The organism is Shewanella sairae (genome assembly GCF_023283535.1).
GTDB lineage: Bacteria > Pseudomonadota > Gammaproteobacteria > Enterobacterales > Shewanellaceae > Shewanella > Shewanella sairae.
Window position 1 is genome coordinate 1 of record NZ_JAKILT010000013.1, and the last position, 17,527, is coordinate 17,527.

General features: G+C 42.7%; 21 protein-coding genes and 1 pseudogene. 4 read left to right on the top strand and 18 right to left on the bottom strand.

The features are described from left to right. From L2748_RS07350 to rraA, 16 genes and pseudogenes are all read right to left on the bottom strand, one after another. Window positions 1-267 (bottom strand): hypothetical protein (locus L2748_RS07350; protein WP_248957678.1); only part of this gene is annotated, 267 nt, incomplete at its 3' end. 23 nt (window positions 268-290) lie between these two features. Further along, window positions 291-803 (bottom strand): annotated as a pseudogene (locus L2748_RS07355) (IS630 family transposase); the annotation flags it as partial. Between the two features lie 620 nt (window positions 804-1,423). After that, window positions 1,424-1,696, bottom strand: a complete 273-nt coding sequence (locus L2748_RS24620; RefSeq protein WP_220778915.1) for a helix-turn-helix domain-containing protein — start codon at window positions 1,694-1,696, stop codon at window positions 1,424-1,426. Window positions 1,697-1,728: 32 nt separating this feature from the next. Continuing rightward, a complete protein-coding gene (locus L2748_RS07360; RefSeq protein WP_220778907.1) occupies window positions 1,729-1,962 on the bottom strand; it encodes a helix-turn-helix domain-containing protein in 234 nt (77 codons plus the stop codon). A gap of 156 nt (window positions 1,963-2,118) precedes the next feature. Beyond that, a complete protein-coding gene (gene hemB / locus L2748_RS07365) occupies window positions 2,119-3,129 on the bottom strand; it encodes a porphobilinogen synthase (protein WP_028766639.1) in 1,011 nt (336 codons plus the stop codon). A 30-nt stretch (window positions 3,130-3,159) separates the two neighbouring features. Beyond that, entirely contained in the window at window positions 3,160-5,025 is a 1,866-nt protein-coding gene (locus L2748_RS07370; RefSeq protein ID WP_220778905.1) for a sensor domain-containing diguanylate cyclase, read from the bottom strand. Further along, complete coding sequence (locus L2748_RS07375; RefSeq protein ID WP_220778903.1) at window positions 5,025-5,819, bottom strand: TatD family hydrolase; 795 nt, start codon at window positions 5,817-5,819, stop codon at window positions 5,025-5,027. The genes L2748_RS07370 and L2748_RS07375 overlap by 1 nt, the downstream gene beginning before the upstream one ends. Next, window positions 5,819-6,322 (bottom strand): hypothetical protein, encoded by a 504-nt coding sequence (locus L2748_RS07380; protein WP_220778901.1) that lies wholly within the window; start codon window positions 6,320-6,322, stop codon window positions 5,819-5,821. Before L2748_RS07380 ends, L2748_RS07375 begins: the two co-directional genes overlap by 1 nt. 172 nt (window positions 6,323-6,494) lie before the next feature. Beyond that, on the bottom strand, window positions 6,495-7,262 hold the full coding sequence (tatC, locus tag L2748_RS07385) for a twin-arginine translocase subunit TatC (RefSeq protein ID WP_220778899.1): 768 nt from the start codon (window positions 7,260-7,262) through the stop codon (window positions 6,495-6,497). Between the two features lie 3 nt (window positions 7,263-7,265). Then, entirely contained in the window at window positions 7,266-7,664 is a 399-nt protein-coding gene (gene tatB / locus L2748_RS07390) for a Sec-independent protein translocase protein TatB (protein WP_028766634.1), read from the bottom strand. A gap of 6 nt (window positions 7,665-7,670) precedes the next feature. Then, entirely contained in the window at window positions 7,671-7,940 is a 270-nt protein-coding gene (gene tatA, locus L2748_RS07395) for a twin-arginine translocase TatA/TatE family subunit (RefSeq protein ID WP_220778897.1), read from the bottom strand. Window positions 7,941-8,000: 60 nt separating this feature from the next. Beyond that, complete coding sequence (ubiB, locus tag L2748_RS07400) at window positions 8,001-9,650, bottom strand: ubiquinone biosynthesis regulatory protein kinase UbiB (RefSeq protein WP_220778895.1); 1,650 nt, start codon at window positions 9,648-9,650, stop codon at window positions 8,001-8,003. Next, a complete protein-coding gene (locus tag L2748_RS07405; protein WP_220778893.1) occupies window positions 9,647-10,270 on the bottom strand; it encodes a ubiquinone biosynthesis accessory factor UbiJ in 624 nt (207 codons plus the stop codon). The genes ubiB and L2748_RS07405 overlap by 4 nt, the downstream gene beginning before the upstream one ends. Before the next feature lie 11 nt (window positions 10,271-10,281). Further along, the gene (gene ubiE, locus L2748_RS07410; protein ID WP_220778891.1) at window positions 10,282-11,037 is read right to left on the bottom strand and encodes a bifunctional demethylmenaquinone methyltransferase/2-methoxy-6-polyprenyl-1,4-benzoquinol methylase UbiE; all 756 of its coding nucleotides are present in this window, start codon (window positions 11,035-11,037) and stop codon (window positions 10,282-10,284) included. Window positions 11,038-11,241: 204 nt separating this feature from the next. Continuing rightward, the gene (locus L2748_RS07415; protein ID WP_220778890.1) at window positions 11,242-12,276 is read right to left on the bottom strand and encodes a formimidoylglutamase; all 1,035 of its coding nucleotides are present in this window, start codon (window positions 12,274-12,276) and stop codon (window positions 11,242-11,244) included. A gap of 160 nt (window positions 12,277-12,436) precedes the next feature. Further along, window positions 12,437-12,922, bottom strand: coding sequence for a ribonuclease E activity regulator RraA (gene rraA / locus L2748_RS07420; RefSeq protein ID WP_220778888.1), 486 nt, complete (start codon window positions 12,920-12,922; stop codon window positions 12,437-12,439). A 337-nt stretch (window positions 12,923-13,259) separates the two neighbouring features. Between rraA and L2748_RS07425 the strand changes: the two genes are divergently transcribed. The 4 genes from L2748_RS07425 to L2748_RS07440 all read left to right on the top strand — a co-directional run bounded on the left by L2748_RS07425 (window position 13,260) and on the right by L2748_RS07440 (window position 16,085). Continuing rightward, entirely contained in the window at window positions 13,260-13,511 is a 252-nt protein-coding gene (locus L2748_RS07425; RefSeq protein ID WP_220778881.1) for a YgjV family protein, read from the top strand. 253 nt (window positions 13,512-13,764) lie between these two features. After that, the gene (locus tag L2748_RS07430; RefSeq protein WP_220778879.1) at window positions 13,765-14,274 is read left to right on the top strand and encodes a phosphatase PAP2 family protein; all 510 of its coding nucleotides are present in this window, start codon (window positions 13,765-13,767) and stop codon (window positions 14,272-14,274) included. Window positions 14,275-14,283: 9 nt separating this feature from the next. Further along, window positions 14,284-15,339, top strand: coding sequence for an MJ1255/VC2487 family glycosyltransferase (locus L2748_RS07435; RefSeq protein ID WP_220778878.1), 1,056 nt, complete (start codon window positions 14,284-14,286; stop codon window positions 15,337-15,339). A 74-nt stretch (window positions 15,340-15,413) separates the two neighbouring features. Continuing rightward, on the top strand, window positions 15,414-16,085 hold the full coding sequence (locus tag L2748_RS07440) for a Crp/Fnr family transcriptional regulator (protein WP_220778876.1): 672 nt from the start codon (window positions 15,414-15,416) through the stop codon (window positions 16,083-16,085). 81 nt (window positions 16,086-16,166) lie between these two features. Here the strand turns inward: L2748_RS07440 and deoD are convergent, their stop codons facing one another. Together deoD and L2748_RS07450 are read right to left on the bottom strand one after the other, a co-directional pair. Then, window positions 16,167-16,871, bottom strand: coding sequence for a purine-nucleoside phosphorylase (deoD, locus tag L2748_RS07445; RefSeq protein ID WP_220778875.1), 705 nt, complete (start codon window positions 16,869-16,871; stop codon window positions 16,167-16,169). A gap of 229 nt (window positions 16,872-17,100) precedes the next feature. Next, window positions 17,101-17,496 (bottom strand): gamma-butyrobetaine hydroxylase family protein, encoded by a 396-nt coding sequence (locus L2748_RS07450; protein ID WP_220778873.1) that lies wholly within the window; start codon window positions 17,494-17,496, stop codon window positions 17,101-17,103. Window positions 17,497-17,527 lie beyond the last annotated feature (31 nt).

Below are 17,527 nucleotides of genomic sequence, written 5' to 3' on the forward strand. Positions count from 1 at the left end.
GCTTTTTTCGTTATTGTCTGGACTCTCTATTACGAAAAGTGACCGAACGAACATGGGGAAATAAAAAGCCCGAACGCAGTGAGGTTCAGTACCCATGTGGAGTAGGGTGAAGCCCTTGTGCTTATCAAACGAAGTTTGATGCATGGGGTGAACGCGGAGAACTTGCTCGAAGCTGGCCATTTCCAGGCGCCTATTTATTCTCGAAAGAGAAGCAAGAAAGCCCGCTACCATGTAGCGGGCTTTTTTACGTCTGTAATACCATTCCATCTTAACACTTATACCATTCCATCTTAACACTTAGTCATCTTTGCCCAGTATCTTCGGCATAGGGGCATCACTCTTTTCGTATCACTAATGAAGTTGTTCCAAGCATCGCAGCAGGCATTAACGATATCCTCATAACCATGAAAGTGACGATTAGCTAAGTAGTGCTGGCGCAACCAACTCCATACCTGCTCTATCGGATTTAGCTCCGGCGAGTACGGTGGCAACTTTATAATGCTGAGGTTGGTAAACTCATCTGCAATATCAGCTGTATGCCAACCTGCGCCATCCATTACCACTACAGCATGTCGTCCCGGTTTTGTCCTTTGCGCAATTTGCGATAGGTGCTGACGCATGATGTCTTTACTTAAGTACGGAACAATTAATGCTTCAGTCTCTCCGGTTTCTGGGCAGACTGCGCCAAAGAAGTGTGCATATTCAAATTGTTGCTGGCGAACTGCTCGTGGGCGGGAGCCTTTTCTAGCCCATATGCGTGTTGTCGTGTTTTGCTGCCCAAAACGCGCTTCATCTTGAAACCATTACTTTTACAAATAGCTAGACAAGCTCGAGTGCTACACTACCAGGTATGTTATACCAATCAGTATAAACATTTAGTCGCTCAGCGAGAGTTTAGCGGTTTTGAGGCAAGGCAACGAGCGAAGGGCATAGTTGTTCTACGTTCAAGTTCGTTAACACAGCATCAGAATCGCTAAAACTCGCCAGTCTGGAACGTTTTTGGCTGCCTACTTCTGTGTTGAATAGATTTATAAGGGAATAACCATTATTACAGCTATTCGCCTTGAATTAGTTTGCCAAAAATCGTTCTGAGCTGAGCAAATTCTTATACTGATTGGTATAAGGATCGTTTCCAACTGGAACTTTTTTAAAAGCCGTTTGGGCTTCTATTGATTGTTTTGGATGTTTGGAACGACTGGTTATCCAACTAATACCAATCAGTATAAACATTTAGTCGCTCAGCTAGAGTTTAGCGGTTTTGAGGCAAGGCAACGAGCGAAGGGCATAGTTGTTCTACGTTCAAGTTCGTTAACACAGCATCAGAATCGCTAAAACTCGCCAGTCTGGAACGTTTTTGGCTGCCTACTTCTGTGTTGAATAGATTTATAAGGGAATAACCATTATTACAGCTATTCGCCTTGAATTAGTTTGCCAAAAATCGTTCTGAGCTGAGCAAATTCTTATACTGATTTGTATAAGGATCGTTTCCAACTGGAACTTTTTTAAAAGCCGTTTGGGCTTCTATTGCTTGTTTTGGATGTTTGGAACGACTGGTTATCCAATTAAAACCCAATTGCTCCAATAACTTGTAAATCGCATTAGGGTGGTAATCCACATTAAAACTCAGCTGGATATATTTGAGGATCGCATCGCCAGTTAGTCTGCCGCCCGAGGCGTTTGTGCATCGGTCTTCAATATAGCAACTAAGCTGCTTCTTTTGAGTTACGGTTAAATAGCTATCACGGCCTTTATTCTTTTTGGCATCGAGTCCTTTACACCATTAGCAAGATATTTGGCGACCCAAGCATTAACACTAGCACGGGCCACTTTCAGTCTTAGTGCAGCTTCAGTTCGGCTGTTTCCTTCTCGGAAGAGTGCAACAGCGAGTAATCGCATGCGTTTACGCGGCTCTTTTTCAGCTCGAGATAAAGCTAATATCTCTTCTGCGCTATAAGTTTTCAAGTGTAGATACAGTTTAAGAATGGTGGCTATATTAGCTCACACCTCATTACTGATTGGTAGAGTCTAGATTACAGCTAACAGTAAGTCAGCCTTACTGGCATAAAAAAGCCAGAGCGGTGCTCTGGCTTTCTAGTTTCTATATCGCGCAAGTAGAGTTTACTTATCTTCTTTAAGCCACTGGGCTGCGCGTTTAGCGAAGTAAGTCAAAATACCGTCTGCGCCTGCGCGCTTAAAGCAAAGTAGTGATTCCATCACGATCGCTTTTTCTGCTAACCAACCATTTTGAATGGCAGCCATATGCATAGCGTATTCACCACTTACTTGGTAAGCAAATGTTGGTACTGCAAGCTCGGTTTTTACACGATGTACGATATCTAGGTAAGGCATGCCTGGTTTAACCATAACCATATCTGCACCTTCTTGGATATCTAAAGCAACCTCGTGCAGCGCTTCATCGCTGTTAGCAGGATCCATTTGGTAGCTATGCTTATTGCCGCCTTTTAGATTACCAGCTGAACCTACAGCATCACGAAATGGACCGTAGTAGTTTGAAGAGTATTTAGCTGAATATGCCATTATTTGAGTATTTACATGCCCAGCTTCTTCAAGTGCCTTACGGATGGCACCAATACGACCATCCATCATATCTGATGGGGCTACAATATCAGCTCCGGCTTCAGCATGAGAAAGAGCTTGCTTAACAAGGATCTCAGTAGTGATGTCATTCATGATGTAGCCGGTTTCATCGATGATTCCGTCTTGACCATGAGTCGTGAATGGATCAAGAGCTACGTCTGTCATGACGCCTAACTGAGGAAATGCTTCCTTCAGCGCACGAACAGCGCGTTGTGCCAAGGCATCAGCATTATAAGCTTCTTCTGCCATTAAGGTTTTCTTCTCAGCTGGAGTCACAGGGAAGAGTGCAATTAAAGGAATACCAAGCTCGACTAACTCTTCAGCTTCTTTCAAAAGTAAGTCGATTGATAAACGCTCTACACCAGGCATCGATGCAACCTGTTCTGTGCGATTGTTGCCTTCTAGAACAAACATTGGGTAGATGAGGTCATTTACCGTTAGCTGATTTTCAGCCATTAGACGACGGCTGAATTCATGTTTACGCATGCGGCGCATTCTACGTTGTGGGTAGGCACTAGTAATAATATTCACATTTGGCTCCAGACGATGGTGATATTAATTTTATATTGGGCTGTATAGTTTAGTACGATTACGCCCTTCATTCTTTGCTTGATAAAGTGCTTTATCAGCTTGCTCTAGCAGCAAGGTTGTATGTTCTTCTGAGGTGACAATTTCACTTTTTACACCGATACTAACGGTTAGCGGGAAGCTATCATCACCCCAAATAATTGGCTGTTCACTAATGGCTTTTCTTATAGTCTCAGCCACTTGTAAAGCACCAACTTGATCAGTGTTGGGTAATATAATAGCAAACTCCTCACCACCAAAACGTGACACTAGATCAGTTGGTCGCTTTAAGTTTTGTTTTAGTGTTGTTGCGACAACCCGTAACGCTTGATCGCCAGCAAGATGTCCATATGAGTCATTGATTGATTTGAAGTGGTCTAGATCAAGCATCAATATCGACATAGGCGTTTGTTGCCTGCGGCTGATCCGTCCTTCAGCAACGATACGTTTATCGAAGGAATTTCTATTTTTTACGCCTGTTAGACTATCTATTTTTGCTTGTTCTGTCAGCTTCTGGTTTGCATCATTGAGCTCACGTAATGCGATTTCTAGTTCTAAGGTACGTTCTTGTACTTTTTGGCTTAATTGTTCACTACTACGGGCTTCGATACGTAGTGCTTTATCTTTATGTTCTTTAGCTTCCTTCGCTTGTGCTAGGGCTTCTTGTTGAATTTTTAATTTAGCTAAACGTTCGTCGTTATAACGTATCGCTAATAGTGCAGCCATGAATAGTACTTCGAAACTTAAGCCAATAAGAAAAGGAGTTTTTGCCTCGATATCCCAATTAATTAAGTCAAGATAAAGTGCACCGGAAAGCAGTGAACCAAGCATCATACCTATCCAGCCGATAGCGAATAGTTTTGCTAATTTATAACCTTTAAATGCTTGTGTCGCCGACATATACATTAACATGACGCTGGCAAACATCACTGAGTATATGGTTAATTTTAAGGCTATGGTGTAGCTAAGAAAAAGCCCACTGATTAGCAGTAATATAGATAGAGCGGCGCAGATGCGGCACAGCCTTAACATGGTTTGATTGTGATATTTAAACTGCATAACTTTTTCTGAAAACAGAAAAACAAACATCATCGATAAGCTTAAAAGTGCCGGTAAAGCATACTGTTGTAATACTGGAAAGTTTGGCCAAATAAACCGAAACGCAAGACCATGCAATGTTGCGACGAAAAAGGTTATTGAGAGCACATATCCGGAAAAATAGGTATAGCTAAAAGAGTGAGATGTTATCGCAATAAAGAGGCTAAAGAGTCCGATAGCTGCGAGAATGCCCAACTGAAAACCATAGAAAACCGCTTGTAGCTCTGCATCTTGATAATAGGCATCACTCGACCATAATGTGAGGGGGATATTGGCTGCACCTGTGTTATCAATTTTTAAGTAAAACTGATGGTTGTCTAATTGATTACTTGAGAAAGAATATAGAAAGTTTGTACTGATAACCTCTCTTTGCTTAAAAGGTAATAGGTCGCCTAAGTGCAGGTGTTCAACCAATTGTGAATTTTTGACATGGTATAGTTCGATGAAGTCTAAATGCGGATTAGCTAACGACAAGGTTTGCTGCCTAGTCTGTTTTGCGATTTGACTGATACTAAACTTTAACCAATATGTTTTGTTGTTAATCCCACGGATATGTTTATCTTCATATTGCTGCCAATCAATAGCTGCTGACTCTAGGTAAGCTAAATCCACTTTGACTGGTTGCTTTGCTAGGTAAAGTACTTGGCTTAACGGCACTTCGTCAGATGTTTTCTCTGTAATAATAAGCCGCTCTTCTGCGCTAATTATGCCAGAAAAAAAGAGAATAAATATGAGCGCTAGATGGTTAAAGCTAAATCGCATTAATTATGTAAACCAAAAAAAGTACGGCTATTTATATAAGTTTGAGAGGCAAAACCTTTAACGGATTGCTGTCTGAGCACAGCAATATACTCCGCAATATAAGGCAGATACTTTGGCTCATTTTTACAGGATTTTGGCTTAGGTCGCATACTTCTAGGGATGAGGTATGGGCTGTCTGTTTCGATAAGAATACGGTTATCAGGAATAAGCGGTACAATCGAAGCCAACTCTTGGCCGCGGCGTTCATCACAGACCCAGCCAGTAATACCAAGGTATAGATCTTGCTCAATATAGGCTTCTAAAGCAGCTCTATTACCGGTAAAACAATGCAAAAGTGCAGCTGGTAACTGCGGGCGATACTCTTTTAAAATTGCTAAAAAGTCTTCATGAGCATCACGTTCGTGCATGAGTACTGGCATATTAAGCTCAACGGCCAAGGCAAGCTGAGCTGCAAAAGCTTTACGTTGCATGTTACGTGGAGAGAAGTCTCTATTGTAATCTAAACCGCATTCACCGATAGCGATAACGCTTGACTGGCGAACAAGCTCTCTTATCATTTCTGCACTATCCAATTGCCATTCGCTAGCATGGTGAGGGTGAACCCCTGCTGTACTATATAGCTGTTCTGGGAATTGCTGACAAAGCTTGGCAGCTTGCTTACTCTCTTCAATATGGCTACCGATGACAACCATAGAGGTAACAGAGTGCGCCTTGGCATCATCAACAACTCGTTGAATATCTTTTTCTAAAGAGCTGCCAATGAGGTTGACAGCTATATCCATATATTGGGGCATTATTTTAAACGCTTCACTCGAATCGTGGTATTGCGGTCATCAGTTCCAAGCATGAAGGAGCCTAATGCAGCTTTTTCTATAAACACTTTTTGTTCTGCTTTAATTCTATAACTGCGGCTATCTGTTTGCTTCCAAACTTGGCCATTATTAAATGTAATCTTTAATGCACCATAAGGATCTTTAGTTACTTTATTGACTTCTAAATAGATTTTGCTGACTTCGTCTTCTTCTGCTTTCTTTACTTTACCAAAGTTATCTTCTATGGAGCTTTCGACTGTTGAAGCTACTGTTGCGGTTGAAGCCGCAACGGCAATCGCTTCAGTGGTAACGCTTGTTTTTGCTTGTGAGTCTAAAGAAGATGATAGGTTGTCGTAACAGATTAGGCGATCTAGCTTGTCTTTAATTGCAGCGCACTGTGATAGTTGGCTTTCTAATGATGCATTGGCAGTGGTTGAGATAAATAACGATGCAACACTGAGTAGGATTAAACGAGGCTTGATCATCTGTAACTTCCTTTTATTTTTATAAAGCAGGCTTGTAGCTGATTTTACATTTTATTGGGTTAATTGAAACCGCAAAATTAATCTGTACAGCCACTATAAAAATAAAAAAGGTACTATCTAAACCTGTTAAGGACGAGATAATACCTTTTCATAGGATGATTAAGAAAGTGAATTACGACTCAGACTCTTTCTGTTCGTCTCTTTCTGCGTTTTCGTCATCTTCTTCATTATCTTTACTGTAAAAACGCGCTGCAATCAAACCACCTTCAAACAAAATTAGCATTGGAATCGCTAACATTGTTTGCGAAATAATATCTGGTGGTGTTAGTAGCATACCGATAATGAATGCACCGACTACGATATAAGGGCGTTTTTCTTTTAGGTCAGCAGGAGTTGTTACACCGGCCCAACATAGCAGTACAACCGCTACAGGGATTTCAAAAGCTAAACCAAAAGCAAAAAATAGTTTTAGAATAAAGCTTAGATAACTACTGATGTCGGTTGCGACTTCCACCCCTTCTGGTGCGGCACTGGCGAAGAAGCCAAAGACGACCGGAAATACGATATAGTAAGCAAACGCGATACCTAGATAAAAAAGCAGTGTGCTACTAGTGAGTAATGGCACTACCAAACGCTTTTCATGCTTATATAAGCCTGGTGCGACAAAAGACCACACTTGATAAAGGACATAAGGAACTGCAACAAAAAACGACAGCACTAATGTCAATTTAAAAGGGGCAAAAAATGGCGCAGCTACATCAGTTGCAATCATACTGCTTGATTCAGGCAGAACTTGCATTAATGGTGTGGCCATATAATGGTAGATATCGTTAGCCCAGTAAACTAAGCAAAGAAATACCAAAAGAACACTACCAATTGCTTTTAATATCTTGGTGCGTAACTCAAGCAAGTGGCTAATTAATGGCTGCTGTTGTGACATGGACTACCCATTAGGTTTGTCTGAATTAGCACTTGTTGTCGAGCTTGTCTCTGCAGTCGAGGTTTCTTTGGCTGGAGTAGTATCTTTCGCCGCAGGAACGTCTTCTACTTGATAAGGACGATTAACAGATTGAGCCGCTTCTTTTAATTGATCGATTGAATCCTGTAACTCTGGAGAAAGGTTTTTTAAGCCCTGACTCTCTGCATTTTTCAAATCAGAATGCAGTTGCTCAATTTTAAGCTCTTGCTCTAATTCGTCTTTTACCGAGTTAGCCATTTTTTTCATGGCGCGGATCCAGCTAGAAATTGAGCGCACAGCGGTTGGGAGTCTTTCAGGGCCAAGTACTACTAGGCCCAAGATCCCAATCAGCAGCAACTCCATAAAGCCGATACCGTCGAACATAGTCGATTACGCCTGTTCTTTACCTTTAGACTCAGCCTTTTTTTCAGCTGTCTCAGCAACTTTTGCAGTTTCTGTCACTTTTGCAGTGTCAGTAGCTGGCTTGTCAGTTGCATTATCTTCTAAAGCTTTCTTTTCTTCTTCAGAAGACATGGCGTTCTTAAAGCCTTTAACTGCACCACCTAAATCGCCGCCTAGTGAACGTAACTTCTTAGTTCCAAACAATAATACGACAATTAAAGCAATAATAAGAAGTTGCGAAATACTAATGCCACCCATGGATGAATCCTCTTAATTAGATACTGGTTCTATTATGAACCTTTGGTTAATTAGGTCTAGCTAAATTTTGCGATTCTTTGGTCTAGATCGCCATCCAAGCACCCACAGAGTGAGGCCTATGCCAATACTGCCATAAGACGCCCATAGTGTAGCGTCTTGGTTTAACAAAATAGTGCCACAGATCACTAAAACAGCCGATGTAATTAAAAGATAGTTACTTTTATGAGCTTTTTGTTGATGTTTGAGATACCGATCTAACAAATTATTTTGATTTTTAGATAGGTTGCGGCCCATTTTGAGGTTGTCGTAGATCAACTCTGGCAATTCGGGCAGGTATTCTCCCCAATAAGGTAACTGTTGTTTAACTTTTGCCGCCATGGCTTTAGGTCCAACTTGCTCAGCCATCCATTGCTCTAAAAACGGCTTAGCCGTTTGCCATAAGTCAAGTTGTGGGTATAACTGACGCCCTAAGCCTTCGATATAAAGCAAAGTTTTTTCAAGTAGCACTAGCTGAGGCTGTACAACCATGTCAAAACGTCGCGCGGTTCTAAATAGCTCAAGTAGCACATGGCCAAAAGATATTTCATCGAGTGGTTTATTGAACATAGGTTCGCAAACCACTTTTACTGCTTGCTCAAAAGCAGCGACGTCAGTATCGGCAGAGACCCAGCCTGACTCTATATATAACTGAGCAATACGGCGATAATCGCGATTAAAGAACGCAAGAAAGTTTTCAGCTAAGTAACGCTTATCTTCATCGGTTAGCGTACCCATGATGCCGCAATCTAGACCGATATAGAAAGGATCGTTAGGGTGCTCACGGCTAACAAAAATATTGCCTGGGTGCATATCGGCGTGGAAAAAGTTGTCACGAAATACTTGAGTGAAGAACAGCTCAACGCCGCGCTCCGCAAGCAGCTTTAAATTAGTGCCTTGGGCTTCAAGTGCAACTTTATCTGACACTGGTACGCCGTCAATACGCTCCATGACAATTAAGCGCGTGAAGCAAAGGTTTTCGTACATGTAGGGGATATAAAGCGCGTTTGAGTCGATAAAGTTATTACGTAGTTTAATCGCATTCAAGGCTTCGAGTTTTAGGTTTAACTCACCTTCAATTGTGGTGCGGTAATCTTCAATGACTTCGGCAGGGCGCAAGCGGTTATTTGCGCCCAGTAAGCTTTCTAAGAAGTCAGCAGCCTGCGACATAAGTAAGATATCAGCATGCACTTTTTGCTCAACGTCAGGGCGCAGCACTTTTAGTACGACGCTAGCACCATTAGATTTCAATGTCGCAGTGTGAACCTGAGAAATAGACGCCGAGGCTAAAGGTGTGTCATCAAAGTCATCAAAGTAATCTTCGATAGGTGCACCTAACTCTGCTTCAATTGATGCGCGCGCGACAGCAGAATCAAATGGCGGCACTCTATCTTGCAGCATCGCTAGCTCTTCAGCCCATTCGTCTGAAAGCAGATCGCGGCGGGTTGATAGCATTTGTCCAAACTTGATATAAACAGGCCCTAGCTCTTGCATGGCGAGCTTTAAACGTTCGCCGCCTACTTTATCTTTGTGCTTATTGCGCAGCCAGAAGAAGCAACCTCTTAGTAATTTAAAGTACCAAGGCGTTAACTTAGAGGGAATTAAATCGTCCAAGCCGTAATGTAATGCAGTACGAATGACGTGATAAGCGCGCCTGATACTTTTTACTGTCATGGTTTAATCTTTACCCTGTTTATAAGCTGATCTACTCGAGAGGATAAGGCGGCAACATCAGTGACTAAGTCATCGATGTTATCGCTTAAATGTATGTACTCGAGTTTATGAGGAGCGAGTCGATATTCTTCGGTGGTTAGCTGGCCTATATGTGAGCGTGTTTTGCGAAAAACGCTCGATAAATCATGTTTTGCTTGCTTTAAACCTTGGCCAATAAAATGTGTTGGTACATCACCAATGTAGCGCGAAAGCGGCTCGGCGAAATCAACATCAATGTGCTGCATGTAATGGCTAAAGCTTTGCAAAAGGCCTAAGTCACCTTCAAGGCTAAGCTTATCTTGCTTAATGAGCTCGGTCAGGTTGGCGCCTTCAGTTAATTGATACAAGGTAGTGATATCGGCATTCACTTTAGTGGTGACTTCACCTTGGTAACTTGAAAAGACTTGAACCTCATCGGCAAATAAAAAATACAGAGGCCAATTGAGTTGAGAGAGTTGAATACATAATACTTTGCCATGCAGAATACGCAGCTTGGCGTAGTCTTCAGGAGATTGCGAGATCAGTTTATTCAAACTGATCTCAATCGCGGCGCAGGCAATTAATGGCAGGTCACGAGACATAGCGAGTCCAATCAGAATTTGTAACCTTTGTGTAAGGCAACAATACCGTCAGTCATGTTGGTGTAGTTGACTTGTTCAAAGCCAGCGTCTTCCATCATCTGCTTTAAGGTGTCTTGATCAGGGTGCATACGAATTGATTCCGCTAGGTATTCATAGCTGTCTGCATCTTTAGTGATCAGCGAGCCCATTTTTGGCAATACTTTAAAGCTGTATAGGTCATAAACTTTACGCATGATTTCATGCTGAGGCTTAGAAAACTCAAGTACCAGTAACTTACCACCGGGCTTTAATACGCGTAACATTGATGCGATCGCTGCGTCTTTATTGGTTACGTTACGTAAACCAAATGCGATAGTGATAATGTCAAAGTAGTTATCTGGAAATGGCAGTGCTTCAGCGTTAGCTTGCACATAGTCAACGTTACCTACAATGCCTTTATCTCTTAACTTTTCACGACCTACTTTTAGCATTGAATCGTTGATATCAGCCAAAATTACTTGGCCTGTATCACCAACTATACGCGAAAATTTTGCGGTTAAATCGCCAGTGCCGCCAGCTAAATCGAGTACTTTCATACCAGGGCGTGCACCCGCACTTTCGATAGTGAAGCGCTTCCACATACGGTGGATACCGAAAGACATAACGTCATTCATAATGTCGTACTTAGCTGCGACAGAATGGAATACGCCAGCAACCATGTCGGCTTTCTTCTCTGCTTCAATGGTTTTGTAACCGAAGTGAGTGCTCTTTGGATTGTCGTCTGACATCTATGTGTTCCTATAACGTTAACGATTAAATTGTTGCGATTGTAAGCCATCAAAGACAATTGCTGAATCTTTCATCTATCAGTCTGTGATGAAGGTTAACTATCCGTATGAGGATAATAAAAAAATGCGTGATGGCGCAGTCCATCGCAAAATTGACAGCGCATTACACCACACTATTTACCAATGTTGAATAGTTATTACATGCTATAGAGCATTAATACGTCCGTTGATATATGAGTAGATCAATTCGCTGATACTTTGCCCTGTTTCACGGTGTCCGGCTATGGCTCCAGCGACGTGACAGCTCGGTGCTGCTTCGGCCAAATGTAAGTATATGCTTGGGCAATGTTTCGCTATATAACTCACGTAGTGTAGGGCGTCGAGCAGTGGAATCCCTGCAGCGGTTGAAGCACTGCTAGGCATATTAGTAATAGCATCGAGATCGAGTTCTATAGCAACGGGCAATTGGGTGTTATTGAGCTGTTTGCTTATCTGTTGCAGTGCGCTTTCAAGACTCAGTTCGCGCCTAACCCAAATTTGCTGCAGGCTATGCCAGTGCCCGCCAAAGGTTTCCAGCTGTTGTAGCGTTGTTTCGCTATTTTTAAGCTCGTGCAAACCTAGCACATGGTAATAACCTAATGCGCCAGATGCTGCGGCGTAGCTAAAGCCATTGCCGCTATGACGGCCTTCTTTGGGTCTGAAGTCTGAGTGTGGATCAAGGTTTACTGCGGCAATGGGGCGTTTTAAAGCTGCTTTAGCAGCCATCAACAGGCCGTAGGCATTGTTGTGCCCACCGCCGATCACGATAGGCTCTAAGCCAGCGTTAAATATTGTCGATAGCACTTGAATCACGCGCTCATCGAGTTGATCAACATGGTTTCTTAATTGCTCTGTTTCGCTGTTTTCTGGCAATGCTAGGTCTTCAGTTGTTATCTGGCCTAATACTAGGCACTCATTGCCGCTAAGAAACCGATTTGATTGTAAATTCAAAAATTGAGCCATAGCACTGTCAAATGCATCGGTCGCGCCGCCGCGCCCTAAATTAGCTCGTGGCCCAATATCTTCACCTATCCCTAAAATGACAAAGCGTACACCGCTTGCTTTGGCATGATTTAAGTTGCTGTCGAGCGCTAGGTTGACTTCCGGAAGCATCACGCGTTGACCAAGTTTGGTTTCGCCGTTACGGGTGTTGAGTAAGCTTTGCAGTTTATCTTGGGTGAAAGTAGTGAGATTCAGCATGATGTTATTCTTATTGTTAGCTTTGATGCGTTCTAGTTTAAGCGGATAAATTTTGTCTGCAAGTTATACTGATTTTAGGTGGAAAACAGCGACAAAAAAGCCAGTCACTAGGACTGGCTTAATATAGTGTAATAGCTTTGGCTATTTACATTTTTAGTACTTAATCAATATCAAGCGGCTCTGGCGACAGGATAATACCGGTATTGTCAGCATAAACATGATCGCCCGGTAAGAAAGTTACACCACCAAAGTTTACAGGGATCTCAAGTTCACCTACCGCATTGCTGTCTGCGCCTACAGGGATAGAGGCTAACGCCTGAATACCAATGTCTAAATCTTCTAATGCATCAACATCGCGAACGGTACCGTAAACGATAATACCTTCCCAATTGTTTTCTACCGCTTTAGCGGCGATATTTGCATCAAGTAGCGCACGGCGCAGTGAACCACCGCCATCGATAAGGAGCACCTTGCCTTCACCATCTTCTTGGACAGCATCAATGATCAGGCCATTGTCTTCAAAACATTTAATGGTGCTAATTGAACCACCAAAAGAGTTAGACCCCCCATAATTACTGAACATGGGTTCGACAACATCTACAACATCGATATAAGTGTCACAAAGTTCTGAGGTGTTGTATTCCATAAGAACACTCCTAATAGATAGAGATGCCCAGTAGTCCGAGCAAACAAGTAATTGCACTCAGTATATAAGGGATTCTTAAAAAGAAAAGCGTTATCAATCACGCAATTGTCCAATAGAAGTGCGGTTGCTCTCATTGTAGTAAAATTTCTCCTTAGTGGTTAATAAAAGCGCTAAAACATGATTCGGGTCATTATATGACGTTTTTTTATTACAAAATGCAGTGCTATTTGTTAGCATGTCATCAGATAATTTAACTTAAACGTAATTTTTAACCGCTTTAGGGGCAAGGATCCCTCGAATAGCTTAGGGAAGGCATAGGGCCTAAAGAAGGTGCCTTATGGAAGCTGTGAATACGATAGAAATCATTGGTTATGCCGCGTCAGTTATGGTGGCTATTTCATTGATGATGAAAGACATTATTTGGTTAAGATGCCTTAACTTCGCAGGTTGTTCTTTGTTTGTGATTTATGGCGCATCTATTGAAGCTTGGCCAGTTGCGGGAATGAATGCATTTGTTGCTTGTATCAACATCTACCATTTATTGAAACTTTACCGTACTCGTAATCAAGTGGCACTATCTGCAGAATAACGCTTTTGCTCACCTTAGAAAGCCTAGCGACTGTACCAGCTTAGCCGACCTTAGGCTGGTCAACTCAACATTCCCCCACTTCTAGTAAACTACCTTCAAATTCTATATCTGCGGGCGGTTGTATTTATGCCTCAATCAAGACTTGCTTGCCGGGCTGTGTCATAAAACTTTAGATAAGCTGTCACCGTGGCGTCATAGAGTTTACCTAGTTTGCAACCTATAGAGAGGCGAGTAATCACTTAGGGGCATGGTTATGGTGTCAATTACCGCGTATGACAAACAGCTGTATCGATACATAGTGCAACAAGGCGAATATCATGGCCTGCAAAGACTGGCGTTGTCAGTATCAACTTCGGGCAATGGTCCTGTTTATTTATATCTTGCGGTGTTATTGCTTCTCGTCGACTCTAAAGGAGAAAGCTTTCTTTTTTCGATGGTTGCAGCCTACCTTGTCGAGCTCCCTCTATATTTTGTGCTTAAAAACATGATCCGTCGCCCTAGACCCTGCCATGCACTAGTCGATGGCAGCGCAAGCATCGAGCCTGCGGATAAGTTTAGCTTACCCTCAGGCCATACAGCAGCGGCTTTTGTGATGGCCACCAGTGTTTACTTTATCTATCCCGAACTTGTTTATATTGCGGTGACATGGGCGCTTGCCATTGGTATCTCGCGGGTGCTTCTCGGCGTACATTATCCTTTAGATATTGTCGCCGGAGCATTGCTGGGTATGGTGTCGGTTCTTATTAGTCAGCAAATTATCTAGGAGCGTAAATTGCGAATTCTTTATGGTGTTCAAGGGACTGGTAATGGCCATTTGAGCCGCGCTAGAGTGATGGCTAAGGCACTGCAGCGTAAAGGCGTAGACGTTGACTTCTTCTTTTCAGGGCGATCACCGGAGCAGTTTTTTGATATGCAATGCTTTGGTCATTATAAAGTGCAATCAGGGCTAACCTTTGCAACAGAAGCTGGGCGGGTTAGCGTGGCTAAAACGGCCAAGCAGAACGCGTGGCTGGGCTTTATTAAAGATGTCAAAAACCTTGATTTGACTGGCTATGATTTAGTGTTAAATGACTTTGAGCCTGTATCTGCTTGGGCAGCTAAGAACCAGAGGATCCCTTCTATTGGGATCAGTCATCAGGCGGCGCTGCACTTTCCGGTGCCTAAAGCAGGTGACAGTTGGTTTAACGATATGATGTTGAATTACTTCGCCCCGGTTGATATTGCATTAGGCTGCCACTGGCATCACTTTGGCTTCCCTATCTTACCGCCTTTTGTTGAGGTTGACGTTGTCGAGCAACAACTCGCACACCAGATTTTAGTGTATTTACCTTTTGAATCACCGGACGATATTGCCCGCTTTTTGGCCCCGTTTAGTGATTACACCTTTTTGGTTTATCACGCTTCTGCTGCTTCGGGATCTTTACCTGAGCATATCAAATGGCATGGCTTTGATCGTCATGGTTTTAAAGCTGCTATGGCAAATTGTGGTGGAGTGATTGGTAATGCTGGCTTTGAGCTGGCAAGCGAAGCATTAACCTTAGGTAAAAAACTGTTAATTAAGCCATTGCTAGGCCAGTTTGAGCAGCTATCTAATGTTGTTGCACTTGAATTGTTGGGCGCTGCAGAGTGCATGAAAACAAGTTTGGATTCTGACGTATTGAGGCGCTGGTTAAAAGCACCAATGCCAGAAGCGATTGCCTATCCAGAGGTTGGCGATGCATTGGTAACATGGCTACTAGAAGGGGATTGGACTCAACCAGAAAAACTTTGTCAGTCATTGTGGCAAGAAGTGACCCTACCCGTAAGTTGGCAGAAAAAAAGCCCGTAACCGAGTCAATGTGGCTTGTTAAAGGCGTATAATTAAATCATCTATCGTCAGGATTTTAATTAAATAATACGGCTATGCAGCTAAAACCATTAGCGAAAGGGCGCTTTCATTCTTTATGGGAACAAGAGCATGATGCGATTGAGCAGATCATGCGCGAGTGTATTACCGAAACCAAAGTGGTCGCTGCACAGCATAAATTGATGCAGCAAGGACAGCAGATTAATGCGTTGATTTTAGTGCCTCATGGCCGGATCTCTATGGGTTATACCGCCAGAAATGGTCGTAGTTTTCAACTCGGCACTATGATGTGTGATTCGCAACTGTTTGGTGAAATGGAGTTCTTTACAGACTACTTATGTCAGCTTGATATCATTGCCGAAGAGTCACTTGAGATCTCAATTATCAATGGTGATAAATTGCAGCAAGCATTAGCTAAAACGCCGAAGTTTGCCTTGTTCTTCGCCAGTGCGATTGCCATTGATTACCAAGATACAGTCGATATTTTTACCCGGCGTATGTTGTACCCCATTGCTTACAATATTGCTTATGATCTCTATCATCAGTACCTCCAAGATCAACCTGTAAAAGGGTTTACCAAGTGTTATCTTGAGGCTGAGCGTTTTGCGACAACAGATAGAGTGTATCGTAGAGCAGTGAAAAAGCTTGAGGAACAGGGGCTAATTAAACGTGATAAAGAAGGTCTGATTATTCAAGACTTAGAAGGTCTTAAAGCCTTTATAGAATAGCCCCAGTTGGATAACAAAACTGGAGCTAGATAATAGCTAGCTTGTTGAAGTTAGCTTTAGCTTAGTTCAGCCACTCATGCCTTATTGGCAGGCTGTTTCTAAAGCTAACTCAATCATGTTATTGAAGGTCAGTTGGCGCGCTTCTGCCGTTGTTTCTTCACCTGTTAAACAGTGGTCTGATACAGTTAGAATCGCTAATGACTCAAAACCTTTATGATGAGCAAGGCCGTATAAACCAGCAACTTCCATATCCACGCCAAGCACGCCAAAACGTTCAAGTGCAGGGATCATATCTTCATCAGGATCGTAGTACATATCACCGCTGAACACGTTACCCACTTTTACGTTGAGCTGTTTTTGCTTGGCAATCATGTAAGCTTTGTGCAATAAATCAAATGTTGCTGATGTAGCCATTTGGTAGCCACTGCTGCGCTTGGCATTGGTTGGTGAGTCTGTGCCAGCAGCTTGGGCTAAAATCACGTCATTGATTTTCACATCGTGCTGAGTTGCACCTGCGCTACCTACACGAATGATACGTTTAACACCAAAGTCCGCCACAAGCTCGTGGGCATAAAGCACCATAGATGGAATACCCATTCCGTGGCCCATGACCGAAATACGCTGACCTTTATAAAAGCCAGTGTAGCCAAGCATATTACGAATGTTAGTCACTTCTACCGCATCGTCTAAAAAGTTTTCAGCGATGTATTTTGCGCGTAGTGGGTCACCAGGCATGATGATGGTTTCAGCGAAATCGCCAAGTTTGCCATTGATATGTGCAGTCATGAGTTATCCTCTTTTTTGATTGCCCGCGATACTAAATGGCATTTGCGATGACATAGAGGACTTAAGTCCGCATTCACTCAATTTGAGACAGATTTTGGTATTAGCTCACACTGTATTTGCGTTAACTAATTCTAGCGAGGGAGATGAGGGGTAATTTTTTGGGGGAATTGAAAAGATAGGATCACCTAAGCAGGTTTAGGTGATCATATATAAACGTAAAGCCGTAAGCTTATTTGTGGTACTTCACTGCCATATCGATTAATGGTTCGCGGCTAGCCTTGGCTGCGCGCAGACGGGCAAGGTACTTTTCCCATAAATCCATTTGATGAGTGGCAAGATCGTGCAGCACCTTCCAAGAAAACAAACCAGTATTATGGCCATCGTCAAAGGTGATTTTAACGGCGTAATTACCAACCGGGTCAATGGCGCTGATATTGACGTTTTTCTTATGAGTCACCAGCACAGGGTTACCGTGGCCATGCACTTCTGCTGATGGCGAGTATACACGCAGCATTTCACAGCTTAGCTGGTGGGTCTCACCATTATCGAAAGTCATCTCAAGTTGGCGAGATTTACGTTTTAGCTTAATCGCTATCACATTTGGTGTGCTGTTATCTTGAGTCATCTATTAACCGGCATAATTTTAACGAGTATTA

What these genes read in the sequence shown, in the direction of transcription:
- L2748_RS07440 (WP_220778876.1), top strand. Translation starts at nt 15,414, where the DNA reads ATGCAGCTAAAACCATTAGCGAAAGGGCGCTTTCATTCTTTATGGGAA.
- tatA (WP_220778897.1), bottom strand. Translation starts at nt 7,940, where the DNA reads ATGGGTGGCATTAGTATTTCGCAACTTCTTATTATTGCTTTAATTGTC.
- tatC (WP_220778899.1), bottom strand. Translation starts at nt 7,262, where the DNA reads ATGTCACAACAGCAGCCATTAATTAGCCACTTGCTTGAGTTACGCACC.
- tatB (WP_028766634.1), bottom strand. Translation starts at nt 7,664, where the DNA reads ATGTTCGACGGTATCGGCTTTATGGAGTTGCTGCTGATTGGGATCTTG.
- L2748_RS07370 (WP_220778905.1), bottom strand. Translation starts at nt 5,025, where the DNA reads ATGCGATTTAGCTTTAACCATCTAGCGCTCATATTTATTCTCTTTTTT.
- L2748_RS07375 (WP_220778903.1), bottom strand. Translation starts at nt 5,819, where the DNA reads ATGCCCCAATATATGGATATAGCTGTCAACCTCATTGGCAGCTCTTTA.
- rraA (WP_220778888.1), bottom strand. Translation starts at nt 12,922, where the DNA reads ATGGAATACAACACCTCAGAACTTTGTGACACTTATATCGATGTTGTA.
- L2748_RS07415 (WP_220778890.1), bottom strand. Translation starts at nt 12,276, where the DNA reads ATGCTGAATCTCACTACTTTCACCCAAGATAAACTGCAAAGCTTACTC.
- L2748_RS07380 (WP_220778901.1), bottom strand. Translation starts at nt 6,322, where the DNA reads ATGATCAAGCCTCGTTTAATCCTACTCAGTGTTGCATCGTTATTTATC.
- ubiB (WP_220778895.1), bottom strand. Translation starts at nt 9,650, where the DNA reads ATGACAGTAAAAAGTATCAGGCGCGCTTATCACGTCATTCGTACTGCA.
- L2748_RS07405 (WP_220778893.1), bottom strand. Translation starts at nt 10,270, where the DNA reads ATGTCTCGTGACCTGCCATTAATTGCCTGCGCCGCGATTGAGATCAGT.
- L2748_RS07425 (WP_220778881.1), top strand. Translation starts at nt 13,260, where the DNA reads ATGGAAGCTGTGAATACGATAGAAATCATTGGTTATGCCGCGTCAGTT.
- deoD (WP_220778875.1), bottom strand. Translation starts at nt 16,871, where the DNA reads ATGACTGCACATATCAATGGCAAACTTGGCGATTTCGCTGAAACCATC.
- L2748_RS07430 (WP_220778879.1), top strand. Translation starts at nt 13,765, where the DNA reads ATGGTGTCAATTACCGCGTATGACAAACAGCTGTATCGATACATAGTG.
- ubiE (WP_220778891.1), bottom strand. Translation starts at nt 11,037, where the DNA reads ATGTCAGACGACAATCCAAAGAGCACTCACTTCGGTTACAAAACCATT.
- L2748_RS07450 (WP_220778873.1), bottom strand. Translation starts at nt 17,496, where the DNA reads ATGACTCAAGATAACAGCACACCAAATGTGATAGCGATTAAGCTAAAA.